This window comes from Rhodococcus sp. ACPA1, assembly GCF_002300195.1.
Lineage (GTDB): Bacteria > Actinomycetota > Actinomycetes > Mycobacteriales > Mycobacteriaceae > Rhodococcus_F > Rhodococcus_F opacus.
Genome location: NZ_NSDX01000015.1, coordinates 209,284 through 233,247, shown reverse-complemented (window position 1 = coordinate 233,247; position 23,964 = coordinate 209,284). Strand labels below are relative to the sequence as shown.

The 23,964-nt window shown below is 66.6% G+C and carries 25 protein-coding genes; 15 read left to right on the top strand and 10 right to left on the bottom strand.

Annotation, left to right across the window (positions count from 1 at the left end):
• The first annotated feature begins 109 nt into the window (after positions 1 to 109).
• From CJ177_RS45695 to CJ177_RS45670, 6 genes are all read left to right on the top strand, one after another.
• Positions 110 to 1,105 (top strand): hypothetical protein, encoded by a 996-nt coding sequence (locus CJ177_RS45695; RefSeq protein ID WP_061699365.1) that lies wholly within the window; start codon positions 110 to 112, stop codon positions 1,103 to 1,105.
• Between the two features lie 305 nt (positions 1,106 to 1,410).
• Positions 1,411 to 1,560, top strand: coding sequence for a hypothetical protein (locus CJ177_RS47885; protein WP_156517597.1), 150 nt, complete (start codon positions 1,411 to 1,413; stop codon positions 1,558 to 1,560).
• A gap of 49 nt (positions 1,561 to 1,609) precedes the next feature.
• A complete protein-coding gene (locus CJ177_RS45685; RefSeq protein WP_061699363.1) occupies positions 1,610 to 2,158 on the top strand; it encodes a PAS domain-containing protein in 549 nt (182 codons plus the stop codon).
• Positions 2,159 to 2,460: 302 nt separating this feature from the next.
• Positions 2,461 to 4,032 (top strand): MBL fold metallo-hydrolase RNA specificity domain-containing protein, encoded by a 1,572-nt coding sequence (locus CJ177_RS45680; RefSeq protein WP_061699391.1) that lies wholly within the window; start codon positions 2,461 to 2,463, stop codon positions 4,030 to 4,032.
• Positions 4,033 to 4,115: 83 nt separating this feature from the next.
• On the top strand, positions 4,116 to 4,991 hold the full coding sequence (locus tag CJ177_RS45675; protein WP_061699362.1) for a universal stress protein: 876 nt from the start codon (positions 4,116 to 4,118) through the stop codon (positions 4,989 to 4,991).
• Between the two features lie 153 nt (positions 4,992 to 5,144).
• Entirely contained in the window at positions 5,145 to 5,564 is a 420-nt protein-coding gene (locus tag CJ177_RS45670) for a hypothetical protein (protein ID WP_061699390.1), read from the top strand.
• On the opposite strand, the gene CJ177_RS45665 is transcribed toward CJ177_RS45670, so the two are convergent.
• From CJ177_RS45665 to CJ177_RS49080, 4 genes are all read right to left on the bottom strand, one after another.
• On the bottom strand, positions 5,565 to 6,116 hold the full coding sequence (locus CJ177_RS45665) for a GNAT family N-acetyltransferase (RefSeq protein WP_257015082.1): 552 nt from the start codon (positions 6,114 to 6,116) through the stop codon (positions 5,565 to 5,567).
• Positions 6,117 to 6,359: 243 nt separating this feature from the next.
• Positions 6,360 to 7,718, bottom strand: coding sequence for a phosphoribosyltransferase family protein (locus tag CJ177_RS45660; protein WP_061699361.1), 1,359 nt, complete (start codon positions 7,716 to 7,718; stop codon positions 6,360 to 6,362).
• 128 nt (positions 7,719 to 7,846) lie between these two features.
• Positions 7,847 to 9,391, bottom strand: coding sequence for an FAD-dependent monooxygenase (locus CJ177_RS45655; RefSeq protein ID WP_095871035.1), 1,545 nt, complete (start codon positions 9,389 to 9,391; stop codon positions 7,847 to 7,849).
• The gene (locus tag CJ177_RS49080; protein WP_231914224.1) at positions 9,388 to 10,323 is read right to left on the bottom strand and encodes a GyrI-like domain-containing protein; all 936 of its coding nucleotides are present in this window, start codon (positions 10,321 to 10,323) and stop codon (positions 9,388 to 9,390) included. The genes CJ177_RS45655 and CJ177_RS49080 overlap by 4 nt, the downstream gene beginning before the upstream one ends.
• 828 nt (positions 10,324 to 11,151) lie before the next feature.
• Between CJ177_RS49080 and CJ177_RS45635 the strand changes: the two genes are divergently transcribed.
• A complete protein-coding gene (locus CJ177_RS45635) occupies positions 11,152 to 11,691 on the top strand; it encodes a universal stress protein (RefSeq protein ID WP_061699724.1) in 540 nt (179 codons plus the stop codon).
• Positions 11,692 to 11,732: 41 nt separating this feature from the next.
• Positions 11,733 to 12,740: a TrkA family potassium uptake protein gene (locus CJ177_RS45630; RefSeq protein ID WP_061699725.1), complete on the top strand. Its 1,008-nt coding sequence runs from the start codon at positions 11,733 to 11,735 to the stop codon at positions 12,738 to 12,740.
• Positions 12,741 to 12,755: 15 nt separating this feature from the next.
• On the opposite strand, the gene CJ177_RS45625 is transcribed toward CJ177_RS45630, so the two are convergent.
• The 3 genes from CJ177_RS45625 to CJ177_RS45615 all read right to left on the bottom strand — a co-directional run bounded on the left by CJ177_RS45625 (position 12,756) and on the right by CJ177_RS45615 (position 15,108).
• Positions 12,756 to 12,998, bottom strand: a complete 243-nt coding sequence (locus CJ177_RS45625) for a PLDc N-terminal domain-containing protein (RefSeq protein ID WP_061699730.1) — start codon at positions 12,996 to 12,998, stop codon at positions 12,756 to 12,758.
• Between the two features lie 74 nt (positions 12,999 to 13,072).
• The gene (locus CJ177_RS45620) at positions 13,073 to 13,615 is read right to left on the bottom strand and encodes a flavodoxin domain-containing protein (protein WP_061699726.1); all 543 of its coding nucleotides are present in this window, start codon (positions 13,613 to 13,615) and stop codon (positions 13,073 to 13,075) included.
• Positions 13,612 to 15,108 carry a DUF4389 domain-containing protein gene (locus tag CJ177_RS45615; RefSeq protein WP_061699727.1) on the bottom strand — a complete coding sequence of 499 codons (1,497 nt, stop codon included), beginning with the start codon at positions 15,106 to 15,108 and terminating at the stop codon, positions 13,612 to 13,614. The genes CJ177_RS45620 and CJ177_RS45615 overlap by 4 nt, the downstream gene beginning before the upstream one ends.
• Before the next feature lie 187 nt (positions 15,109 to 15,295).
• On the opposite strand from CJ177_RS45615, the gene CJ177_RS45610 reads away from it, so the two are divergent.
• Positions 15,296 to 16,225, top strand: coding sequence for an ABC transporter ATP-binding protein (locus CJ177_RS45610; protein WP_061698820.1), 930 nt, complete (start codon positions 15,296 to 15,298; stop codon positions 16,223 to 16,225).
• Positions 16,222 to 17,865 (top strand): ABC transporter permease, encoded by a 1,644-nt coding sequence (locus CJ177_RS45605; protein ID WP_061698818.1) that lies wholly within the window; start codon positions 16,222 to 16,224, stop codon positions 17,863 to 17,865. The genes CJ177_RS45610 and CJ177_RS45605 overlap by 4 nt, the downstream gene beginning before the upstream one ends.
• 39 nt (positions 17,866 to 17,904) lie before the next feature.
• Here CJ177_RS45605 and CJ177_RS45600 read toward each other — a convergent pair whose 3' ends face one another.
• The gene (locus tag CJ177_RS45600; RefSeq protein ID WP_061698816.1) at positions 17,905 to 18,444 is read right to left on the bottom strand and encodes a TetR/AcrR family transcriptional regulator; all 540 of its coding nucleotides are present in this window, start codon (positions 18,442 to 18,444) and stop codon (positions 17,905 to 17,907) included.
• 53 nt (positions 18,445 to 18,497) lie between these two features.
• Here CJ177_RS45600 and CJ177_RS45595 point away from each other — a divergent pair, with 53 nt between their 5' ends.
• Both CJ177_RS45595 and CJ177_RS49070 read left to right on the top strand, forming a co-directional pair.
• Positions 18,498 to 19,205 (top strand): alpha/beta fold hydrolase, encoded by a 708-nt coding sequence (locus CJ177_RS45595; RefSeq protein WP_231914114.1) that lies wholly within the window; start codon positions 18,498 to 18,500, stop codon positions 19,203 to 19,205.
• Positions 19,206 to 19,218: 13 nt separating this feature from the next.
• Positions 19,219 to 19,464, top strand: coding sequence for an alpha/beta fold hydrolase (locus CJ177_RS49070; RefSeq protein ID WP_257015079.1), 246 nt, complete (start codon positions 19,219 to 19,221; stop codon positions 19,462 to 19,464).
• Here the strand turns inward: CJ177_RS49070 and CJ177_RS45590 are convergent.
• Positions 19,440 to 20,186: a response regulator transcription factor gene (locus CJ177_RS45590; protein ID WP_061044834.1), complete on the bottom strand. Its 747-nt coding sequence runs from the start codon at positions 20,184 to 20,186 to the stop codon at positions 19,440 to 19,442. The two genes, CJ177_RS49070 and CJ177_RS45590, sit on opposite strands and share 25 nt — an antisense overlap.
• A gap of 158 nt (positions 20,187 to 20,344) precedes the next feature.
• On the opposite strand from CJ177_RS45590, the gene CJ177_RS45585 reads away from it, so the two are divergent.
• Entirely contained in the window at positions 20,345 to 21,199 is an 855-nt protein-coding gene (locus CJ177_RS45585) for an alpha/beta fold hydrolase (RefSeq protein ID WP_061044835.1), read from the top strand.
• A gap of 38 nt (positions 21,200 to 21,237) precedes the next feature.
• Positions 21,238 to 21,477, top strand: coding sequence for an antibiotic biosynthesis monooxygenase (locus tag CJ177_RS45580; protein WP_025432576.1), 240 nt, complete (start codon positions 21,238 to 21,240; stop codon positions 21,475 to 21,477).
• An 11-nt stretch (positions 21,478 to 21,488) separates the two neighbouring features.
• On the opposite strand, the gene CJ177_RS45575 is transcribed toward CJ177_RS45580, so the two are convergent.
• On the bottom strand, positions 21,489 to 22,166 hold the full coding sequence (locus CJ177_RS45575) for a hypothetical protein (RefSeq protein WP_061698814.1): 678 nt from the start codon (positions 22,164 to 22,166) through the stop codon (positions 21,489 to 21,491).
• Positions 22,167 to 22,416: 250 nt separating this feature from the next.
• Between CJ177_RS45575 and CJ177_RS45570 the strand changes: the two genes are divergently transcribed.
• Complete coding sequence (locus CJ177_RS45570) at positions 22,417 to 23,898, top strand: MFS transporter (protein ID WP_005246193.1); 1,482 nt, start codon at positions 22,417 to 22,419, stop codon at positions 23,896 to 23,898.
• The last annotated feature ends 66 nt before the right edge of the window (positions 23,899 to 23,964 follow it).

The window sequence follows — 23,964 nt, the reverse complement described above, 5'->3', positions numbered from 1 at the left end:
GTCACTCGATGACCATCGGCCCTAATCGTGAGCTCCCAACCGGCGAACACTGAAAACGGAATGCCCCGGGCCGTCAGAGCAACTCGGGCAGGCGGTCGAGGAGACGACTATGCAGCCTACTGTCCCCGATGACGATCTCATTCGGATCGCCGTCGGACTTGCCTGCCGAGCGCCGTCGGTACACAACACCCAACCGTGGCGGTGGCGTTATGACGGTGGTGTGCTCGATTTGTCTGCCGATTCCCGCCGCCGACTCGCCTCGGCGGACCCGTCGGAGCGGCAACTGGTGGTCAGCTGTGGAGCGGCCCTGCATCATCTGGGCACCGCATTGACCGCGCTGGGCTGGTTGGCCGACGTACGTCGCCTACCCGACCAGGCGAGCCCGTCCCATGTCGCCCAGATCCGGTTCCACCATTGCACCCGAAGCCCGCAGTCGCACGATCTCGATCTGGTTTCCGCGATTCGCCGCCGCTACTCGGATCGGGGCCCGTTTGATCCGGTCGATCCGAATGCACTGTCACCGGCCACGCTGAAGGACATGGTTCGCCGGCACGGCGTTCACCTGACGGTATTGCCGCACAGCGCCCGACCAGTGCTTGCGGCCGCCACCGAGCTCACCGCCGCATCCCGGCGGCTCGACCCCACCTACCAAACCGAACTCTACTGGTGGGCAGGACATTCCCTGCCCGATGACGGAATCCCGACAGAGGCACTGGCCACCGCAGACAATCAGGCCCGCGTCGACATCGGGCGCCGATTCCCCATCGGCTCCGACAGCGGTTCCATCCTCCATCCCGACCAAGCGACGGTGCTCGTCCTCAGCACCGACTGCGACGACCGTGGAGCGTGGGTGCGCACCGGCGAAGCCCTGTCGGCCGTACTGCTCGAAGCCACGGCCACCGGACACGCAACATGCCCGCTGACCCACATGACCGAGTTTCCGCAGAGTCGAAGAATGATTGGCAGCCTGCTGCCGGACTCGGGTATACCGCAAGTCCTGGTTCGAATCGGTTCGACCCACACGCAGGATCCTCCACGACAGACACCCCGCCGCCCGATCGAGTCGGTTCTCACCATCGTCCCGCGACCCGGTCAACGTTGCTGACCGGCAATTCCTTGGCGCGGAGATCGCACGGAGTGCGCGGACGCGGTTCGCAGTTCCGGCCGGGTGGGCGACTCCCACACCGCGCCCGGGTTGCGCAGCCGGGCAGTACCCTCGAACCCGGGAGGCGCCGGGGCACGGACCCGCATTCAGAGGCGGGCCGAACCAGTGACTCATTGCCCCCTGTGCAGCGCGGACCCCCGCACGTAATCCTTGCAGCGGGCGGTGGAGCACTCTATCGCCGATAACCGTCGGTGGCCGGCGGCCCCACCCGTCCCCGCGTCGATCTGAAAGATGCCGTCCTGGCGATGAGCAGTATCCGAATACCGAGCTTCCGGCGCCGCCCGAGGGCCGACGCGACCATCGGACGACCATCGGGCACCGGATCAACGTGGGTGGCGGCCAGCGCCGCCGTCCTCGTGTTGGGCTGTTTCGCGCTCGCCGCGGTGCTGATCTGACCCCCCGCGGTGGTGCCTCGCGCACCGCCCCGACCGGAGGCCTGAACATATGAGCAACCATCCGATACACCGGCTCGACCGACTCCTGCCACCCCTGCGATCGATCAGTAGCGAGGAGATCAAGACTCGCATCGACGCGATGCTCGCCGCCTCCGGTACCCCACGACGGTCGAAGCCGAGAGACGACAGGCGACGCCGGAATCCGGCGACCGCGGAGGATTACCTCGAGCAACTTCCCGCGCTCGTGTTGCTGCGACGGCTACCGGTGCCCGCTCTCACGGTGGACAGGCATGGCGTGATCTCGCATGCGAATCGGGCGCTGGAGCGGATGCTGGGTTACGGCGAGAGCGGGCTCGGTGGTGGTTCGGTCGCAGATTCCGTTGATCCGCAGTCGTCGCCGATCGGTGCCGAGGCGGTGGCCATCCTGCACGACTTCGCCGGGAAGGTGATCGAACTCGCGCATCAGGACGAGTTCGTCGTTCGTGCACTGGTGAGCAGGTCGGTACTGCTCCGGCACGACGATCCGATCACGCTCGTGTGCTTCGAGGACGTCACCGAACGACTGTGGGACGGCGGTCGGGATCGCGCCTCCGATTGAACGCCGGTGCACCTGGGACACCCCTCGCGCGAGCTCGACAGCTGCTGGTACGCCACCCCGCCGCTACTACGAGTAACTCACCCACGGCCTAGAGGTGACGGGAGACCCTACCGGCCCACCTTCCCTCCGATGTTCACTCGAATCGTGAAAGCCGTGCGATACAGGCAAGGGCACCGGACCCGGATGCTGGGAGCGAGTGCATCAGAGACTGGATGTCGTCGCTGCCTCGGCAGGGCAGCGTCGTGTCGTTCGACACCCGCGCGCTTCGGCCCGGAAGCCAGATCGAATACGAGGAGCCTCGCATGGCGAATCACGTGAACCTCACTTTTCACGGTGCTGTGAAGACAGTGACCGGCTCCTGCATGGAGATCGAGTCGGAGGGCACGCGCATCCTGGTGGACTGCGGCCTGTTTCAGGGATCGCGCACCCTCGAGACCTTGAACTTCGGTGTCTTCACCTTCGCGCCGGACACGATCGATGCAGTCGTTCTCACCCACGCGCACATCGATCATTGCGGCCTGTTACCCAAGTTGGTGGCGCAAGGCTTCGAAGGGCCGATCTTCTGCACTGACCAAACCTCCGACCTGCTGCAATACATGCTCGCCGACGCCGGGCGTATCCAGGAGTTCGAGGCGCAACACCGAAACCGACGACGCGATCGTGCCGGAGAGGCGACAATTGCCCCGCTCTACACCGAACAAGATGGGCTCACGGCGTGGCGGCAGACCCGTCCTGTGCCGTTGGAGGAATGGTTCGAACCCGCTACAGGCTTTCGAGCGCGGCTGTGGAATGCCGGTCATATTCTGGGCGCAACATCGGCTGAGGTCGACGTCGGGGGCGTGCTCCTGCTCTGTTCCGGTGACCTCGGTCCCCAGAACAAGGCGTTTCACGCCGATCCGGAGGGTCCCTCAACGTTGGACTACGTCATCTGTGAATCGACGTACGGCAGCCGAACCCGTGTGCGACTGAGCATCGACCAGCGACGTGACCTGTTGGAAGAGGAGGTCAACAAGGCCATTTCGCGGGGTGGAAATCTCGTGATCCCTGCCTTCGCGCTGGAACGAACGCAGGAACTGCTGCTCGACATTGCGTATCTCGCCGACGCGAACCGCATCCCTGACGTTCCGGTCTTCGTCGACTCACCGTTGGCCAACCGCGCGACCAGCGTCTTCGCCAGGCATGCAGGCGAACTCGAGGATCTCGGCGGCAAGGACATCTTCCACCATCCCGCGATCCACTATGTCGACGATGCTTCCGCCTCGATGCGGATCAACAGCATGTCGGGGGTCATCATCATTGCGGCCTCGGGAATGTGCGAGGCGGGACGCATCCGCCATCACCTCGCGCACAATCTGCATCGCCGGGATTCGACGATACTGTTCGTCGGATTCCAGGCCCAAGGCTCGCTGGGACGCGTCATCCTCGAAGGCGCACGTCACGTGAAAATTTCCGGCACCGACGTCGATGTGCGAGCCCATATTCGGCGGATCGACAGCTATTCCGCCCACGCAGATCAGGCCGAACTGCTGGACTGGATCAAGGAGCGGAAGCCAATCTCGGGCAGCCTCTTCCTGACCCACGGTGAACCGGGGGCAATCTCGGCGCTGACCGAACTGGCGTCGGAAGACGACCCTTCCCTTTCGATCATCACCCCGAACATCGGGGAGAGCTACCAGCTCCGGTCCGGCACCCCCGCGAAGCTGATCGGCACCGCCCGCACGGATGCTGCGCAACTGATCGGGCGCGACTGGCAGAACGACTACGCCGACTTTGCGGTGAGCCTCAAGCGTCAACTCGCCCAGATCCCGGATGCGATGAACCGCCAGAAGGCCGTCGCGGAAATGCGCAAAGTTCTGGAACGGTACCGAATATGAGGACCTTCTCCCCTACGGCGCCGATCACGGCTGCGGCGACGATGGTGGGGACCGGATGATCCGTGCAATCCCGAGGAGACATCATGACCGCCCGCCGCCCGATCGTCGTCGGAGTCGACGGATCGCCGTCGTCCTCGCAGGCCGTAGCGTGGGCGGCGCACGAAGCCGTGCTGCGGAGTGCACCGCTGACGCTGGTGACCACCAGGTACGTCCCCGGCGCCTACGGTGCGCCGATCGGGGTGCCCGCCAGCTTCTTCGAGGAGGAGGAACTGGAAGGCAAGAAACGACTCGTCCGGGCCGAGGAGGTGGCCACCCGGGCCGTACCGGGGCACACCCTCGAGGTCGACACAGCGTTCTGCATGGGCGCTCCCTCCGGTGAGCTGATCGAGCGGTCGAAGTCTGCCTTGATGGTGGTCGTCGGTGCGAACCGACACGGAATCCTCGACCGGGCGATGCCGGGATCGGTCAGTGCGGCGGTCGTGACGCACACACACGCACCAGTCGCTGTCGTGCGGGGCCTGCCGCACACCGAGATCAACGACGTTTCGGGGCCCGTCGTGGTCGGTGTCGACGGCTCGGCGAACAGCGAGCCGGCGATCTCGGCGGCGTTCGAGGAGGCGGCATTGCGGCAGGTCGAACTTGTCGCGGTTCACGCCTGGTCGGATATCGACCTGTACGCCCCGTTCCCCAGCGACGTCGACTGGGCGCAGGTCGAAAGCCGCGAGCGGGCGATACTGTCCGAGAGCCTGGCCGGTCGCGCCGAGGACTTCCCCGACGTGCAGGTCCGGCCGGTTGTGGTCATGGACCAACCTGCTCGGAATCTGCGTGAGCAGGCCGAGCGGGCGCAACTGCTGGTGGTCGGGAGCCGTGGGCGGGGTGGATTCGCGAGCATGCTGCTGGGTTCGACCAGCAGAGCATTGCTGCACACCGTCACGTGTCCCCTACTCATCGTCCGTTGAGCGCTCCGGAGTTCCGCGACGTAGGCCTGCCCGTGTCCGCGCGGGCCCGACGACAGAGGTCGGACGACCTGGCAGGCGAAGCACGGGATCAGCGCGCCACAATCCGGGTCGACACTGGTTGGTACGCAAGGATTCTGGAGGAAGGTGGTGCCGATGAGCGAGCACGGAGAGACGCACCGATACAGCTTGTTTCACGCGGCGATGGACGAATTGGTCGAGGGAACACGCGCCGTGGCCCGCCTCATGGGAACAATGGGAGGCGAGGCGGTCAGCGCAATACCTGAGCCCGTCGCGGTACCGGTAACCCGAATGCTGGAGTCGCTCCAGACGTTGGTCGAGCTGGCCCCACCGTTGTCCGCGCAGTTCGACGTCGTGGTCGAGGAACTACACGCCCAGCGGTTGACAGTGCAGGCATTGCAAGCAGAACTGTCAGCATTCGACCATCAGATGGAAGTAATCGAGCAGGCACTGGCACCCCTGCAGAGCTGGACCCATCAGTGGTCCCGTCTGCGTCAATCGCTGATCCAGACACCACACGCGGATGCACCGGAACCCCGCTTGCCGGAGAACTGATCACGGCCGATGTCCGGAGCCAGCGGCGGTGGTCGGACCAGCAGCTACGTTCAGAGACTGCCTTTTCGGATGGCCCGGCCTGCGGTTCCTTCCCTGCGGAATGTCGGGAAGGTCGGGGTGCAACTCCCGGTGAGACACCAGCTCGAGGTCGAAATGCACCGCGGCACCGTGATGGTGCAGCGCGTCGGTCCAGCCCTGTTCGGTGATGATCGCGAGCATGAGGGTGTTCTCCGCAAGGATCTCGGCGGTCAGGTGTGCCACACCGTGGAAGAAGGCGGCGATTCCGAGTTGCCGGACCAGCGTGGTACCGATGCCGTGTTGTTGTTCGTGCCGGGCCACGGTGAGTGCAATTTCGGCGCTGATGTGTCCAGGAGTGGTGTCGGTGACGACGTAGTTGGCGACGCCGACGAGTTCGTGAGCTTCGAAGGCGCCGAGCGCGAGATGCGCGTAATCCTGTCGGCAGAGCTGGGCGAACTCGCCGAGGTGTTTCGGGCGCGGAGCGAAGAAACGCAGGTGGGCGTCCTGGGCGGACATCTGCTGGTGCAGTCGCACGACCGCGTCACGGTCGCCTGGGCCGAGGGCGCGGATGGTGACGCCGCGGATCGCGGTCTCAGTCGCTGACGTGGGAGCCGTCCTGGTATGGGCGGCGGGGGGACAGAATGCTCATGGTGGACTCCAGAGGATTCGGGCGTGGTTGCTGGCGTCTTCGAGTCCACTCGTCATCGGGTGAAGCCAGTAGGGCCGACGGTCCTCAATTCGCGGACTCACGTCGATGTCTGTCTGCGGATTCGGGTTCTATCGTTCCGTACTTCGGCGCAGGGGTGACAGCGTGGACGGGAGGTGGGTGGTGAACCATTCGCGGGCCAGTACTGCGGCCTGTTCGAGGGTGCCGGGTTCTTCGAACAGGTGGGTGGCACCGGGCACGATCTCGATCAGGCACGTGCCCGGGATCAGGGCCTGGGCGCGGCGATTGAGGTCGAGGACGGTTTCGTCGCGGGAGCCGACGATCAACAGCGTGGGGGTACGAACCTCGGTCAGACGCTCACCGGCGAGGTCGGCTCGACCACCGCGGGAGACGATCGCCTTGATATCGACGTGGGAGTCGGTGCCCGCACGCAGTGCGGCTGCGGCGCCGGTACTGGCCCCGAAGTACCCGACCGGCAGACCGGCGGTGTCCGGTTGCGTCGTCAGCCAGCGGGTGACCTGAACCAACCGCTCGGCGAGCAGGTCGATGTCGAACACCAGCGTGCGGTCGCCTTCTTCGACGGGAGCGAGTAGGTCGAACAACAGGGTGGCGAGTCCGGCCCGATTCAGCACGTCGGCGACGTAGCGGTTGCGGGGGCTGTGCCGGCTGCTGCCGCTGCCGTGGGCGAACACGACCATCCCGATGGGGTTCTCCGGAACGACGAGGTGCCCGGCCAACCGGACCCGGCCCACGTCTACTTCGATGTCCTCGTCGCGTAGCGGCGGATCGCCGCCGGTGTCCCGCACCGGTGCCGTCTCGGCAGATTCCCGGAAGCCGTCGCGGGCACGCTCGAGCAGTTCGGTCACGTCGTCGTCGGTGGTCTGGGAAAACTCGTAGTAACCCTGTCCGACCGCGGACAATCCTTTCGGGGTCTGCATGCACACGACCTCGTCGGCGTCCTCGGCGAGGTCGTCGATTCGGCGCGGCGACCCGATCGGGACCGCGACTATCACCCGGGCGGCGCCCTGTGCGCGAGCGACCTGGCACGCCGCCCGGGCGGTCGCACCGGTGGCCACGCCGTCGTCGACGATCAACGCAATCCGTCCCCCCAGCGGGATCCGGCCGAATTTCCCCCGCAATCGTTCAGCGCGGTGACGAAGTTCCTCCAACTGGGTGCGTTCGACGGCGGCGATGTCGGTGACGGTCAGACCGACCCGACTTACGACTTCGGTGTTGATCACCCGAGCCCCGCCTTCGCCGATCGCGCCGAAGGCCAGTTCGGGCTGGTATGGGACACCGAGCTTGCGGACCACAATCACGTCGAGAGGGGCGTGCAATGACTTCGCGACCTCGTATGCGACCGGCACTCCCCCTCGGGGTAATCCCAGCACCACGACGTCGCGTCCTCGAAACTCGCGCAGGCGTCTGGCCAGGCGTCGTCCCGCATCAGCACGATCGGCGAATCCCATCAGAACCTCCTCGGGCCCGGAACATTCGCAGGCCTGTTCCGAACCTACTTCCGTCCGATCCAGGCATTCCAGGGCCCTTGGTCGCCAATCGCGGTCCTCAGCCGCCGCCGACCGGAGATGCCACAACTTCACGTCGAGCGTGCCGGAGACGCTCCGACCAGTTCCAGCCACTCGGCGGCCCCCTGAGTGTCGGAGCCGCTCCGAAATCCGACGTATCCGTCTGGTCGAACGATCACGATGCCCGTACCCGACCAGCTGCGAATTCGGTGGACCCGTAGCCGTCCGTCAGGCGCCGGCGGCATTCCCCACTGAGTGTCCCGATGCAGGAGGACATGCACTGCCGGCGTCGCGATCAGGTCGTGCAGACGTTGCCGGCCGCCGTCGACGGCCACCTCCTCGTCGGGGATCCGTTCACCGGCCGGGGCGGCGACACCGGAATCGCCGGACCCCTCGACCGACAGTGGACCGCGCCGATAGTGCCGGCGAAGCTGGGCGAGCACTCGCACCGCGTGCGCGACGAGCCGACGCCGCCGCAGCAGCACCGGGACCAGCGGCGCCCCTGTGGAGGAGAAGGCGCCGCGTAGAAGCGACGGCACCCGACCGCGGCCGGCCTCGGCCCAGAACAGCACGTGGGTCAGCAGCAGCACCTGCTGTGCGGCGCGCCGACGTTCCTCCGCATACGACCGCAACAGGGCGGCGTCGCCATCGGGCCGGAGCCGTGCCGCGAACGCGAGTTTCCACCCCAGGTCGGCAGAGTCCTGGATGCCGGTGTTCATGCCCTGGCCGCCCGCCGGGGAGAAGGCATGAGCGGCGTCCCCTGCGAGGAAGACCGGCCCGCATCGATACCGGGACGCGACGCGGTGCTGGACCCGTACCCGCTCCGACCACGCGATCCGGGTGATGCGGGCATGAACGTCAGCCCGGTCGAGGATCTTCTGCAGGTGCTGTCGGTCGGTCTGGGCCTGCGCGCGGTTCGGGGGTTGGGCGGTGAGCACCCGCCAGCGAGCGGTTTCGCCCAGTGGGAGCAGGAACAGTAGCCCGTCACGGTGGACCGCGACGTGTGTGACGCCGGTCTGGACGTCACCCTCGAGTTCGATGTCGGCGAGGAGAATCTCGTGCGGGTACACCGACCCGTCCCAGGAGATGCCGGCCGTCGCGCGCACCGTGCTGGTGCTGCCGTCACACCCGACGAGGAACCGGGCCGCGATGTGTCGGCGGATGCCCTGATGCGTCACATCGCAGACGACTCCGTCGACCGCCCGGAAGGACTCGCACTGCGTCTCCCACTCCACCTCGACGCCACGGCCGCGGAGTGCTCGTCGCAGAACGGCTTCCACGTCGGCTTGCCGCACGAGCAGAAAATTCGGGAATGCGGTGTCCGGCAGCCGGATTTCACCCACGTCGACGGGCACACAGCGCCGACGCAGGTGGAGGTGCACCTGCGGGTTGGAGTCTCCGAGCGCGAGGAGTTCATCGGTCACACCGTGCGGCCGCAGTACTTCGAGGGTCCGGGGCTGGACGAGGAAAGCCCGCGAGAATCGGGGTGCGTCCGGTCTGCGGTCGACGATGCGCACGTGTGCGCCGTGATCGTGAGCGATCAGGGCCGCTGCGAGTCCGGTCGGACCTGCGCCGACGACGAGCACGTCGAGAGGCTGCCCGTCCGGCGCGGTCATCTCGGTTTCGTCTCCGTCCGGACGAGCCGCCACCACGCCTCGTCGGGAGGTGCGGTGCCCTCTCCTGACTCGGCGCCTTCGAGAACGTCGTCGCGAAGACGACCGGGCAAGATGCAGAATCGGATCGAGGACCGATGGCTCACCAGCGCGAGAGGCCACCACAACACCCGGACGTACTCCTCGGCGGAGCGTGCGCCGTCCCACTGGTAGAAACCGCGGTACCGGTCCTCTTCGTCCGCGGTGAGCCACAGCTTCGACACGAATCCGGGGAACCCCGCGAACAATGGTGTGTTGAGCAGGCTTTCGGCCCTGAACAGTGTGTGGCCCCAGCCGTGGACACCGCGCAGTCGGAAGGAGACGACGAGGACCGCCGGATCAGGTGGAGACTCACCGCTCATGACGGTCTCGCGGTAGACGATTCCGGTGGTGCCGTCAGCGAAGGTCATTCTCCGGCCCCTGTGCCGTTTCGGTTGGTGAATGCGGCGGCGGGCGAGGAGGTTCGCCGTACGCGCGGCACACCGGGCCAATCGCGGCGCCGCAACCCGCAGGGGCACTCGTCGTGGTTCGGAGTCACGGATGGAGTGCTCTGCACCAGGATTGGAGACCGTCGTCGTCTCGTCCTCGCGTGCAACGGCATCGCCTCGCCCCTGATCCCGGTTCACGGCGGGGTTCCGAATGCAGGGCATGAACACCTCGGTGCGGGGCGCCGCGACGCCGGACCCGTCCAGGTAGGACTCCCACGGGTCTCCGGACGGGACGTAGCCGTGCTCGGGGATCCAGTGTGTGGCGGCTGCGTATGCTGCGCCGACTCCCTTGTAGTCCCCGATATGGAGGGTTTTGGCGGCGCGGCCCGCCGGTTGCGACGTCGGCTCGACTCGACCGCGGGCGGCGATGCCGCCGCTGTGGGGGGGAAGCCGGCCTCGACGTCCCACTGCCCGTCCTCGGCCTGGCGGTACCGCGCGAACGGGGCACCGGCGACGTGCCTGCCCTGCCGTTCTGCGACAGTGACCACCTCGCCGAAAGCCGGCCCGCGAAAGTCCTCGATGTGGTCGAAACGGAGGCGGTCCCGCACCACACCGGCCGGGTGTGCCTCGATCTCGACGAGTTCGACTTGGTATCCCATACGTCTACCATCGCCGCTGCCTGTGGGGCGGCGCGAGGGCCGAAGGTCCCGGGCGACGGACCCGGGTCGGGTGGTGGGTCCGATCGTGCCAACGGAGAGATACCGGGGCGGGGGCCACAAGTCGGTGCCTGGTGGCCCCTCCGCAAAAGCGGAGTTCTCTCTCGGCCGACCCGCGCACGGAGGGTGCTCCGGCCGCTCCGCCGGCGTCGCTGTGGTCGCGCTCATGTCACCCTGCTTCTCCAGTGTGCGGACGCGTGTGTATTCCGTGCTCCAGGTCGATCCTTGCGGTGTCGATCCGGGTGGGAACAGGGCCGAAGTGCCTCTCTCCGCGAACGGCCACCACCCTTGAAGAAATGCCCCAAATAGTGACCGTCGGCCCTACTGCCATGCCGCCCAGCCGCCTTCGATGTAGACGTACCCGTTCGTCGACGTCGGAGCCGTCATGTCTGCCGTGCATTCTCGCCGTAGTGAATCAGTACGAGTGAGGTGTTCATTTCCGACTCGGCAGGATCATCGGGGTGCGCGAGCCCGGTGTGACGCTGACAGTCCCGATCGTCGATCGACTGACCAAGGTGTTCACGCGGATTGCCCAGACCACGCCTTCGCCCCGAGCCGATCCGGAGAAACGGAAAATGGAATGAGTGACGCCGCCCATCATCCTCGTCACATCGTTGTCGGGATCGACGGTTCACGCGGTGCGCTGAACGCCGCCGCGTGGGCGACGGAAGTTGCCGCCCTTCATCGTGTTCCTCTGCGGCTGCTCTTCGTGCACGATCCCTCCGAAGGTGGGCGACGGGGCGAGGCACACCACGGGGAGCACGAGCGACAGCGAGCCCAGGACGCGCACATGCACCTCACCGAGGCCGCAGAAGTCGCCCGCCACGTCGCCGCCTCCGGACCCACGCGGCCCGGGACCACCGAAATCAGAATGGAGATGCGGGCGGGAACGTCCTTCACAACACTCCTCGAGGTCGTCGTGGACCCGATCACCACGGCGGCGCCGGCGGATGAAGTGTGGGTCCGCTACTCGTCGTCGGCCGCGTTGCTGATCGTCGGACGCGGTGGCCCCGCTGCACCGCGCGGAATACTCGGCCGCACGGCCACGGGCGTCCTCATGCACGCGACGTGCCCGGTCATCTTTGCCGGTCCGCACCGCCGCCTTCGGTACGCAGGCTAGTGACCGTGGCACCCCACGGCGGGCAGGCCGGGAGGACCGTGATGAGTCCCCTCCTGAGGATCGGCCGAGCACTGGGGGCCTTCGGGTTCGTCGTCGTTGCAGGCACGCTCGGGTATGTCGTCCTGGGCTTCGGCATTCTGGATGCGCTGTACCAAACCGTGACGACGATCAGCACGGTCGGGTTTCGGGAGGTCCACCCACTCGGTGCGGTGGGCCAGATCTTCACGATCCTGCTCATACTTGCGGGTGCCGGTACGGCTCTGTACACCTTCGGGGTAATCCTCGAAGCACTCATCGAGGGACATTTACGTCAGCACATGGAGCGTCGGCGAATGGACAGACACATCAGCCGGATGACCGGGCACGCGATCATCTGTGGTTTCGGCCGGGTCGGACGGGCCGGAGTTCAGTACCTGGCCACGCTCGGGATGCCGGTCGTCGTCGTCGATCGAGATCCGGAGCGCCTCGCCGACCTCGACGTCCCGACAGTAGTCGGGGATGTCACGGACGACCAGGTTCTCGAAGCGGCGGGAATCGGCCGTGCCCACGCTTTGATCACGGCGCTCGACACCGACGCGGACAATGTCTACGTCACCCTCTCGAGCCGCGCGTTGCGGCCGGACCTGATCATCATCGCCCGCGCCCGCAACGACGGTTCGACATCCAAGCTGATTCGCGCGGGAGCAAACCGCGTCGTCAACCCTCAGCTCATCGGGGGACGCCGGATGGGTGCCTTCGCGCTCCAGCCACACGTCGCCGAGTTCCTGGACGTCGTGATGCACGACGAGACACTGGACTACCGGATCGAGGAGGTCGAGGTCTCGGCTGGCTCGCCGCTGGCCGGGCGGACGCTGGCGGAAGCGGACCTCGCGGCGGTCACCGGCTCGCTGTTGATGGCGCTGCGGTCACCGACGGGGCAGTTCGTTGCCAATCCCCCGCCGGAGCGACGTCTGGACCCGGATACCATTGTCATTGCGCTCGGAACCGCGCCGCAGCTCGATGCGCTTCGCCGCGAGGTCAAGCAGAGTGAGGGAATCGGCTCACCCTGAACGGTTTCCGGCCCTTCATCGTGACTCCGCCGGGGTGCGGCGAGCCCACCGGAAATACGCAATGGGTCCGATGAAGTTCACCGCGATCACGGCAGCCCATGTCGTTCGGCTCCCCCTGATCTCGCGGGGATCACGCTTCGCCAGATCTGCCCAGGCCGCCACGGCCAGCACCAATTGCACCGCCGCCGCCACGACCAGCGCGGCGCGCTGCGGCGTAGTCAGACTCGACCACGTCACACGCCTCTTCAATGAACTCATCGATGCTCCTCCGATCTCACCTCCACCGGCCCGGTACCGCGAGAGCAATGCCTCTGCGGTGCCGACCACTGGATCTAGGTCCGTCTTTCCGTGTCCCGGGTCGATTCGGCGGCGATGGTGCCTGCCCACGCGCACACGTCCGTCCAGTCCCGGGCGTCGCCGTAGTGCCCACCCATGAGCCTGAAGACGACCCGCCCGAATCCTGGCCAATCACCCGGGGCGATCGCCCCGGCGAAGAATCGGTGGTCGCGCACATCGGCCGCATCCCGCAGTAACTGCACCGCTCGAGGCTCCGGTGTCATGCGACGCAGAAAATGCGCCAGCCGCTTGGACAGGGTCGTGCTGGTGACGCCCACCGACGACACCGAGAACGCCCATACTCGCTTCCCCTCGAACTGCGACCGCAGGCGCTCGACCGCGTCGGAGGCGTCGGCGAGCCACTGCCCGTCATGGATCGCGCTACCGAGAACGATCACGTCGTAGGAGTGCACGTGTGACACATCCGCGGCCGCCCGCACATCGACTTCCAGCCCGAAACCTTCGATACACGACCCGAGTCTCTCGGCAATCCCGCGGGTCGAGCCCTTCGCTGTCGCGTACGCCACCAGTACTTTCATGGGCGGGGCCTTTCCGGAGAGGTGTCGGCACCGGAATCGTCTCCGCCCGAGTGAGGCCTGGCCTCATCTGGCTCGAATGGTCCCTGATCGAGGCGGAACGGTGGGTACTCGTCTCGCATCAGGGTCGCGTAGGCTGCGACGCGAAACGCCCAGCGGTTGATTCCCATCACGAAGTCGAAAAGACCGTGTGGGTACCGTCCGGTGAAGAGAAGCGCAATTGCCGAAAAGGTCACCACGAGACCGAGCAGAGAACCGATGAGCCACGGCTGCCCGTAGTGCGCACCGTCGGTGGCGAACGCTCCGGCACGCCAGCTCCCGAACCACCCTCCCGCGAGTAGCGCCAGGATCAGGTAGTGAGGGATCGCCAACAGCCACCACTTCACGAGCACCAGTCCGCGGGACAGCCGCACGGGGTAGTCGACGTCGAAGTCCGCAGGATAGTCGGTACGTTTCAGGGTGAAGGGTGGGTAGCGGTCCGTCGCCAGGGCCGAGTAGGTATAGAACTGCACGCGCCACCACCACCGGAGAACGCCGACGCCGAAGTCGAAGAGGGCCCGCGGATACCGCGCCGTGAACAGGATCACGAATCCGGACACCAGGGTGGTGACGACGAACGCGACCCCGAGGAAGAAGAGCACGAAGTAGTGCGGGATCGCCAGTAACCACTTCACCAGCCACAGCCATCGCGACAGTGGCTCGTCGAGTTCGCCCACGAGACGAGTGGGATAGACGGTCCATGGAACCTGGGGGTGGGTGACGTCGCCGGCGAACGTGTCGTCGGCTGCGTCCCGTCCGACGGGATGCGGTTGCGGTGGACCGTGCCGACCCAGACCGATTGCTCCTGCCACGATCAACGGAATTCCGATGATCAGAAAGACGACTGCGCCGATCAGGACACTCAGAGCGAGCGGTCCGAGGAAGGCGAGGCGTGCCCCGGCCTGAATGTCGGCGGACACCCCGGGGGCGGCGTCGGCATTCATCACGACAGCCGTCCAGGCACCCTGCTGCAGCTCCCAGCGCACTTCTTGTGTTCCGGGACCCGCTGAAGAGGTCGACCAGAACGACTGTGCCCCTGGTGCTTCCGCGGGTCGGGTTCCGGGGATCTGCCGATAGGTCGGTCGGAACGGATCGAACTGCACGTCTGTCACCTCGGTGCGAGCAACGTCGGTGAAATACTTGTCGACCTCGTCACGAGGGCCGATCCCGATGAAGATCTCCTGGCTGGGATCGGTCGCGGTGGCTCGCAGCAGTACCCGGCCGAGGTCCTCGGTGCTGAACCCTTTCGGCAAGTCCGCGCCCTCGAAGAGATCGATCTTCTCCGATAACAGGGCACTCTCACTCGTCTCGAAGTGCTCACGCGGCGAGGTGAAGTGCCCACCGTCGCGTTGCATGAAGTAGGCCCACCCCAGAAACACCGCGGCAGTGAGCAGCGCGAACCCGGTCAGGGCGCTCAGACAGCCCAAGACGAGAACAGCAACTCTGCCGGTTCGCACAGGAAATTCCTCCCGGTCCGTGTCCCCGAAGTCTCAGTGTGGGTCCTGGCTCCAGCGGCGCGTCAGGGTCATTGGTCACCACCTCGCCCGACCGGTCGCGTGTGTTGCGGCAACGAAAGAACGCGGACGAAAGGCCCTAGTACACCGGCCGATGGATCAGCGACAGTTGAGCAGGACAGGAGCCGACATGCAACACGTCATAGAAGTGCATAGTCTTCACAAACACTTCGGTCACGTTCACGCACTGGACGGGTTGGATCTCACCGTCGACTTCGGCGAGATCCACGGTTTCCTCGGGCCGAACGGTTCCGGAAAATCCACCACCATCCGTGTACTGCTCGGGATTCTGCGCGCCACGTCGGGTCAGGCCCGGATGCTCGGTCGCGATCCGTGGTTCGATGCAGTCGCGCTGCACCGTGAAGTGGCCTACGTGCCCGGCGATGTCACACTGTGGCCATCCTTGTCCGGTGGCGAAACGATCGACCTGCTGGCGCGACTGCGCGGCGGACTCGACGAACAACGCCGCGGAGAACTCATCGATCGGTTCGATCTGGATCCGCGCAAGAAGGCGCGGAGCTACTCCAAAGGTAACCGGCAGAAGGTAGCCCTGGTGTCGGCCCTCTCGTCGCACGCCAGGGTTCTGCTCCTCGACGAACCCACCTCCGGTCTGGACCCATTGATGGAGCAAGTCTTCCGCGAGTGCGCCCGCGAAGCGGTCGACCGCGGTGCCACCATCCTGTTGTCGAGTCACATCCTCTCCGAGGTCGAGGCGCTCTGCCATCGGGTGACGATCATCCGTGAAGGCAAGACAGTCGACAGCGGCGCCGTCGACTCGATGCGTCACCTCAGCCGCACTTCGATCACCGCCGAACTACTCGGCGACCCGGGCGACCTGCACCACATCCCCGGCGTCGCGGATATCGTGATCAACGGCAGCACGCTGCACTGTCAGGTCGACAGCGGAGGCCTCGGCCAGCTGATCCGGGTGCTCGGGGACACGGGCGTCCGAAGCCTGGTCAGCACGCCGCCCACGTTGGAGGAGTTGTTCCTGCGGCACTATCGGGTGGGTGGCGCCCCGGACGAGCCGACAACCGGCAGGGTGAAGGAGCGGACATGACCACCGCGTCCGTGACCGGCCCCCGCGACGCTGCCGGGGTGCGCGCGGGTCTCACGGCGGACTACGCCGGCACACTGCACCTTCTTCGACTCTGCCTGCGCCGCGACAGGGTCGTGCTTCCGTTGTGGACCGTGATCATCGGCGTACTGATGCCGATCACCTATGCCGGCAGCATCAAATCGGTCTACCCGACGGCTGCCGATCTGGCGAAGTTTGCGGCGGCGACCGCCGCCAGTCCCGCCCAGATCGCCATGTACGGACCCATATTCAACCCCAGTCCCGGGGCGGTGGCGATCTGGAAAGCCGGGGCGCTGTACACCGTGATCGCCGTCGCGGTGATCTTGACCGTGATCCGGCACACCCGGGCCGAGGAGGAATCCGGTCGCGCCGAGCTGATCGATTCGACCGCGGTCGGCCGGTACGCCGGACTGACCGCCGCGATCGTCGTGGCCGCGGGTGCGTCGATCGTGACGGGAACCGCATTCGGCGTCGTGTTGCGCATGTTCGACCTGCCGCTGGCCGGCTCGATCGGCTACGGAGCCGCCCTGGCCGCAAGCGGTCTCGTGTTCACCGGCGTAGCCGCCGTCGCCGCGCAGTTGACCACCTCCGCCCGCACGGCCCGCGGCGTCGCGCTGGGCGCACTCGGAGTGTTCTTTGCACTCCGCGCCGTCGGTGATGCCGGTTCCGGGGCATTGTCGTGGTGGTCACCGCAGGGCTGGTCGTTGCAGCTGCGCCCGTTCGCCGAGGAGCGGTGGTGGGTTCTCCTGCTGCATGTGGCAGCGACCGCGGCGTCGACCGCCGCCGCCTACGTGCTGCTTCGCCGCCGCGACGTCGGTGGCGGACTCATCGCGGAACGCCCCGGCGGCGAGACCGCCGGGCCTGCTCTCGCGGGGCCCGTCGGTCTGGCCTGGCGGATGCACCGCGGGACGCTGCTCGCGTGGACCGTCGCCCTGCTTCTGTACGGACTGCTGTTCGGCAGCGCCGCGCACGGACTCGGCAACCAACTCGGCGATAGCCGGACGATCAACGACTTCCTTGCCCGCCTCGGCGGCAATGCAACCGTGGAGGACATCTTCGTCGCCCTCGCGCTCACCATGCTGGGCATCGCCGCGTCGGCATACGCGATTTCCGCCGCCCTCCGGCTTTATTACGAGGAAACCGCGCAACGCGGCGAGCCGGTAATCGCGGGAGCGGTCGGCCGCGTCCGGTGGGCACTGAGCCACCTGCTGTTCGCATTGCTCGGCCCAGCCGTCGCCATCGTCGTCGCCGGTGTCGCCGTCGGAGTGACGTACGGCGCGTCCGTCGGGGACATCGCGGACAAGCTCCCCGCGACGGTCGCCGGCGCACTGGTTCAACTTCCCGCGATCTGGATATCGGCCGGAGTAGCCGTGGCACTGTTCGGACTGCTGCCCCGCCTCGCGCCGGCCGCATGGGCCGTTTATGTGGCGTTCATCCTGATCTTCACGGTCGGCTCCCTCGCCGGCCTCCCGGCCTGGGTCCTCGACCTGGAACCTTTCAGTCATCTTCCGAAACTGCCTGGTGGGGCGTTTGACCCGACACCGATTGTGTGGGAATCGGTCATCGCGGCTGCACTCGTCACAGTCGGATTGATCGGCTTCCGCCGACGCGACCTGAGGTGACCGATCTCGGTAGCGAATCTCGGAGGCGAACGCGGGATGTCAGTTCAGCGCCGCCCGCACCACCAGGTCGAACGTCGGCCGCGGATCCGTGGTGTCCCACCGGGCGATGCGATGCAGGATCACCCCCTCTGCACAGGCCATGACTGCGGTGGCGGCGGTCTGCGGATCCCGTGCTCCCAGCCGGTGGAATGCCGAGACGGCCGACGCCTCCATGGCTGTACGTCCGCGTGCCAGCGCCTCCCGAAGAGTGGGGTCGTGGCCGGCCTCCAGAAACAGGACCAGCCGCGCGGCGGTGACGGTTCGGTTGGCGACGGTCGTGTAGTCGATCAGACGGCAGAGCGCGTCGACGAGGTCGTCTGCGGATGTCGGTGCCAGCACGCCGACTTCGGACATCTCGCGTTCCACGATCGCGCCGACGGTGCCGGTGAGCAGCGCCGCCCGGGTACGGAAGTAGTTGGACGTGGTTCCCTTCGGGAGGTCGGCGCGTTCGTCGACCCGGGCGTGGGTGAGCGATCGCAGACCCTCAGTTCCGACCAGGTCGATCGCTGCGTCGAGCGCTCTCGTTCTCGTTGGCGTCACACGGCTACTATAAACATAGTGACTTGACACTATGATCGTAGTAGCGTGAGGTCATGAGACACGAGGCCCGCGAAAACGACAGACTTTCCGGCCCGAACGGCGAGCCGGACAACACCTTTCCCACACTGAACGGTGTCCGGCACCGCTACCTCCAACTCCCCGGCCTGCGCATGCACGTGGCCGAGGCCGGTCACGGCGAACCGGTGGTGCTGCTCCACGGCTTCCCCCAGCACTGGTGGGAGTGGCGCGGGGTACTCCCGGGGCTGGCCGCGCACTACCGGGTGATCTGCCCGGATCTGCGCGGCGCCGGCTGGACCGACGCCCCGCCCACGGGATACGACCGTGAGCAGTTGCTCGCCGACGTCGTGGCGCTGCTGGACACGCTCGAACTCGACCGCATCTGCCTGATCGCGCACGACTGGGGCGCACTGCTCGGATACGAGCTGTGCCTGAGCGAGCCCCACCGTGTCCGGAAGTACGTGAGTCTCGGTGTCCCCCACCCGTTCGTCCGGTTCGACCCACGGCTGCTGCTGACGATCGCCCGGCACGGCTGGTTCGAACCTGTGATCGCCGCACCGTTCGTCGGTCCACGCCTGCTCGGCCGGGGACATCAACGGCTGACCTACCACCTGCTGCGGGGTTTCACGCACGAACCGGAACGCCTGGTCGGAGCTGGACATCGAACTGTTCGCCGAACGGCTGCGCGAACCGGCCCGCGCCGACGCGGCGTCCGCTCTCTACCGCTGCTTCATCATGCGTGAGGCCGCGCGGATCATGACCGGCTCGTACAGGCACTGCCGGCTCAGCACCCCCACCCGGGCGCTCATCGGCGCCGAAGACCCCATCGTGCGACCGGAGTTCCTCGGCGGATTCGAGGAGCACACCGACGACTTCGGTGTCGAGTTCATCGACGGCGCCTCACACTTCCTCGTCGACGAGACGCCGGATGTGGTGCTCGAACGCGCGCTCGAATTCTTCGCCCAGCCGGGTCCGTGTCACGAGGCGGCGACAGGCACCTGACGGGCGGAATCGATGCTTCCCGGACGTTCGACCTCGCCGAGGGCGAATCCCACGCCGCGCACGGTGTGGACGACGTACGGCGATCCGACGGCCACCAGCTTCCGCCGCAGCGAGCAGACATAGGCATTGAGGACGTTCGTCTTCGATTCGACCGTCACACCCCACACCATGAGCATGAGGTCGCGGCGGGTGACGACTCGGTCGACATTCTGCGCGAGCACGGTGAAGAGGACGAATTCCGTCCGGGTCAGCGTGGTGCGCAGCCCGTCGTGGTCGGGTTCGTGAGGCTCCTCGCACAGGCAGACGTCCTGCGCGTCGGCGGGCGCCTGTGCAGGCACCTCGGGTTTCACCCGGCGGAGGATCGCGCGGAGCCGCGCGACGAGTTCGTCCGCCCCGACCGGCATCTCCATCACGTCGTCGGCGCCGGCCTCGAGGAGGTCGCCCCGACGGTTGCCGGAACGGAAGGTGCCGATCACTACGACGGCGAGCGCGAATCGCATCGCTTTCAACGCCCGCACCGTGGTGTCGACGTCGAGGTGTGGTGATCGCGCGTCGACGATCACCACGTCGGGAGGTTCGATCCGCGACCGCACCGGTTCGGCGTAGGTCCTCGTGACGAAGAATCCCGCGTCCCGAAGGCGGTCGACGAGGGATCTCTCCACATCGGCGTCGATCAGCAGGACACGCGGACGAGCGATGGCCGGGCTCGACACAACATTCATGCGGGTTCCTCCTGTTTTCGAGCCTCGCGTTGGTGTGCCGGCTAGATCAACCGGGGGCTGAGATCAAGTTCCCACGCCGCAGTTGATGACGATATCGAGCGAAACTCCCCTATCGTTACCGAAGAGGCCGCAGCATCACCCGATCGGGAGGTCGTTGTATGTCCCAACTCCAGCACCTCGCACTGCACGGGGACGCAGTCGCATACCGGCTGAGCGGGAGAGGTGAGGGTGAGACACTGCTGCTCGTCCACGGGATGGCGGGAAGTTCCGCGACCTGGCGTGCGGTTCTCCCGCAGTTGGCGCGGCGGTACCGGGTCCTGGCACCGGACCTGCCGGGCCACGGTGATTCCGCGAAGCCGCGTGGCGACTACTCGCTGGGCGCGTTCGCTGCATGGCTGCGCGACCTCCTGCACGAACTGAACATCGGACGGGTGACCGTGATCGGTCAATCCCTCGGCGGCGGTGTGGCGATGCAGTTCAGTTATCAGCATCCCGAACTGTGTGACCGATTGGTCCTCATCGGCAGCGGCGGACTGGGACCGGACGTGAACTGGACCCTGCGGTTGCTGGCGGCGCCGGGCTCCGAGTTCCTCCTGCCGTTGGTGGCGCCCGCCGTGGTTCGTGATGCCGGCAACAAGGTCCGTGGTTGGCTGGCGGCGGTCGGGATCCACTCGGTACGCGGTGACGAGATGTGGAACGCCTACTCGTCACTGTCCGATTCGGATACCCGGCAGGCGTTTCTGCGGACGCTCCGCGCGGTCGTCGACCATCGGGGGCAGGCGGTGAGCGCGCTGAGCCGTCTGTACCTGAACGAGGGTCTCCCGACGCAACTGATCTGGGGCGATTCGGACGGCATCATCCCGGTTGCGCACGGATATGCGGCGCACGAGGCGATTCCCGGGAGCCGACTCGCCGTCCTCGACGGTGTCGGGCACTATCCCCACCTCGAGGATCCCGCCGCGGTGGTCGAGATCATCGACGACTTCGTCTCCACGACGCCGGCGCGGACCTGAGCACCGGCGAGATCTCGGCGACAGGAAGAGCGAGAACCATGACTCCCACCACGATCGACGCCACCGCCGACGTCGTCACCCTGGTCAATGTGTTCACGGTGACCCCGGAGACCCAGCAGCAGCTCGTGGAGCTGCTCGGCCGGGCCACCGAGGAGGTGATGCGGCATCGCCCCGGTTTCGTATCCGCCAACATTCACGCCGGGCTGGACGGCACCCGCGTTGCGAACTACGCGGCCGACCCGCAGCTGTACCGGGTGGCCTCGACGCATCACGCCTGACGAAACGCCGTCTACGGCGACCCGGCTCTGGCGGCCTCGTGGCTCACGCGGCGTCCGGTGACGAGGATGTAGACGCTGACCAGTAGCACCCACGCCGGGAAAGCCAATGTCGTCCACAGGCTGAAGTCGACGATTATCAGCAGAGCCAAGGCCAGCGAATACGTGGTCACGACGAGCCATCGCGGCATCAGGCCGGTCCGCAGCCAGATCGTCCCCAGCGAGATCATGAACACCGCGGCCATACGCAGCGCGTAGACGTGGTTGATCTGCAGCATGATCTCGCGGCCGAAGTAGACGATCTCGTTCGCGGAGCTGCCCGAGTGACGGGCAATGGCGAGGACGCCGCCCGCCACCCCCATCGAGACGAAACCCATCGCGAGAAACAGCAATCCGCTGCCGAGGAACACTGTGGCGAAGAATCGGTCCTCGAGGTCGCCGAGCCGGTCGCGGATGACGCCGATGAACCAGAGGAACGCGATCCCGGCGAACGGAGCAAGGAGCAGGGCCGCCTTGATCCGCGTCTCGCCGCTCCCCACCCAGGGGGTTTCGTCGAATGGGTCCGCCGGCAGCGCGGTCCGCAAGAGAACGAGGCTCGTTGCGAACAGCACGGCGAAGACGATCCCCGCGACGGCCGCCGAGCGTGGCGTTCTCAGCCGGTGGAACTCCTTCTCGCGCTGTGTTTCGGCCATGAGTCGATCCTCGCTCGAGTGGGGACCGGGAATCACCGATTCGCGTCAACCGGCGAACACACACTCCGGTCGGTTTCCCGCTGGGCGGAACGCCGCATGGCGTGCCGCATTCCCGAGAACTGTGATGTCAATTACACATTCACGAGACTTCGACCACCGAATGTGACCACCCACCCCTACCGCCCGGCTCGGGCCGCCGCTGTGCCGCGGCACCGCCCCGAGTTCCCGGGCAGGTATTCGAAAGGACCCGATGATGGTCACCCACGCGACTACCGAGCGATGGACGCCCCGCCTGATCTTCTCGCTCGCCTCGATCGTGTTGCTACTGGAGATGCTCGCGGTCAGCTACATGATGATCTCGATCGCGTTGCCGCAGATCGTCACCCACTACCAGACGACGCAGGGCGCGTGGTTGCTCACGTCGTTCCTGCTGGTGGGAGCGATCACCTGCCCACTGATCGGTAAGCTCGCCGACACGCACGGCAAACGCAAGCTCCTGCTGACTGCCGTGGGCCTGTCGGCGGTCGGGTCGCTGATCTCGGCGATTGCACCGACGTACGCAGTGCTGATCGCCGGCCGCGCCCTGACGGGTTTACTGGTGCCCTGCCTGTTCCTGAGCTACTCGCTCATCCGTGACGTCTTCCCCGCCCGGACGGTGGCGCTGGCGGTCAGCATCGCCACGAGCGGGATGGGGCTCATCGCGATCCCCGCCCCGTTCTTCACCGGCTGGCTGATCGACAATTTCGGCTTCCGGAGCATCTTCTGGTTCTTCCTCGCCGGCCTGGTGATCCTCAGCGTCCTGATCCGGGCGACGACCGGCGAATCGACCGTGCGGCTGCGTTCCCGCATCGACCTGATCGGCGCGGCGCTCCTCGGCGCAGGACTCGCCGGCATCCTCGTCGGGGTGAGCTTCGGGCCCTCGTGGGGCTGGGCGTCGGGATCGACGATCGGTTTCATCGCCGGTGGTGTGGCCCTGCTGGTGGCGTGGATCGTGTCCGCACGCCTTCTCGCGGACCCGCTGATCGACATCCGGTTCTTCGGTAAGCGGCCGGTGTTTCTGACCGCGCTCGGCGCGGGATTCTGCTACGGCACGTCCTCGGTGTTCACGATCATGCTCCCGATGATGTGCATGACCCCGGCGATCCTGGGTCTCGGCTACGGATTCGGCATCAGCGCAGAGGGATTCGCGATCTTCCAGGCACCGTTGGGTGGCGCTGTGGTGATCGGCGGGCTGATCGTCGGAACATTGGTCCCCCGGAACGTCCGTCCGCGGATCCTGATGGTCGTGGGCATGCTCGTGATGGCCGCCGCCTGCCTGCTCACGGCGATGATCCACGACGACAAGGCACTCCTGATCGGTTTCGCCGCACTCCTCGGCGTGGGAATGGGCATGGGGTACGCCTCCATCCCGAACCTGCTCATCGCCGCGGTGCCGCCGCAATTGCAGGCGACGACGGCGAGCATGGTGGCGGTGTTCCAGAGCATCCTGCCCGCCATCCTCCCGGTGATCGCCTTCTCGGTGTTGAACTCGCACATCGCGACCGTCATGCAGGGTGCGGTCTTCTACACGGACACCGGAATCACGATCGCGTTCGTCATCGGCGCGATCTCCGCGCTGCTGGGCGCGATCGTGGCCGTCGCGTTGCCCCGCCGCATTTCGCAGCTGAGCGCACCCGGTTCGGGGTCCGCCGCCGCGGCCGAGACGGACGGGGCCGTCGTCCTCGCCCACTGAGCCGCCGGTCACGCACCGTCGTCGCCGCGGCTCCGCGAGGAGCGCGGCGACGACGGTCCTCAGCGA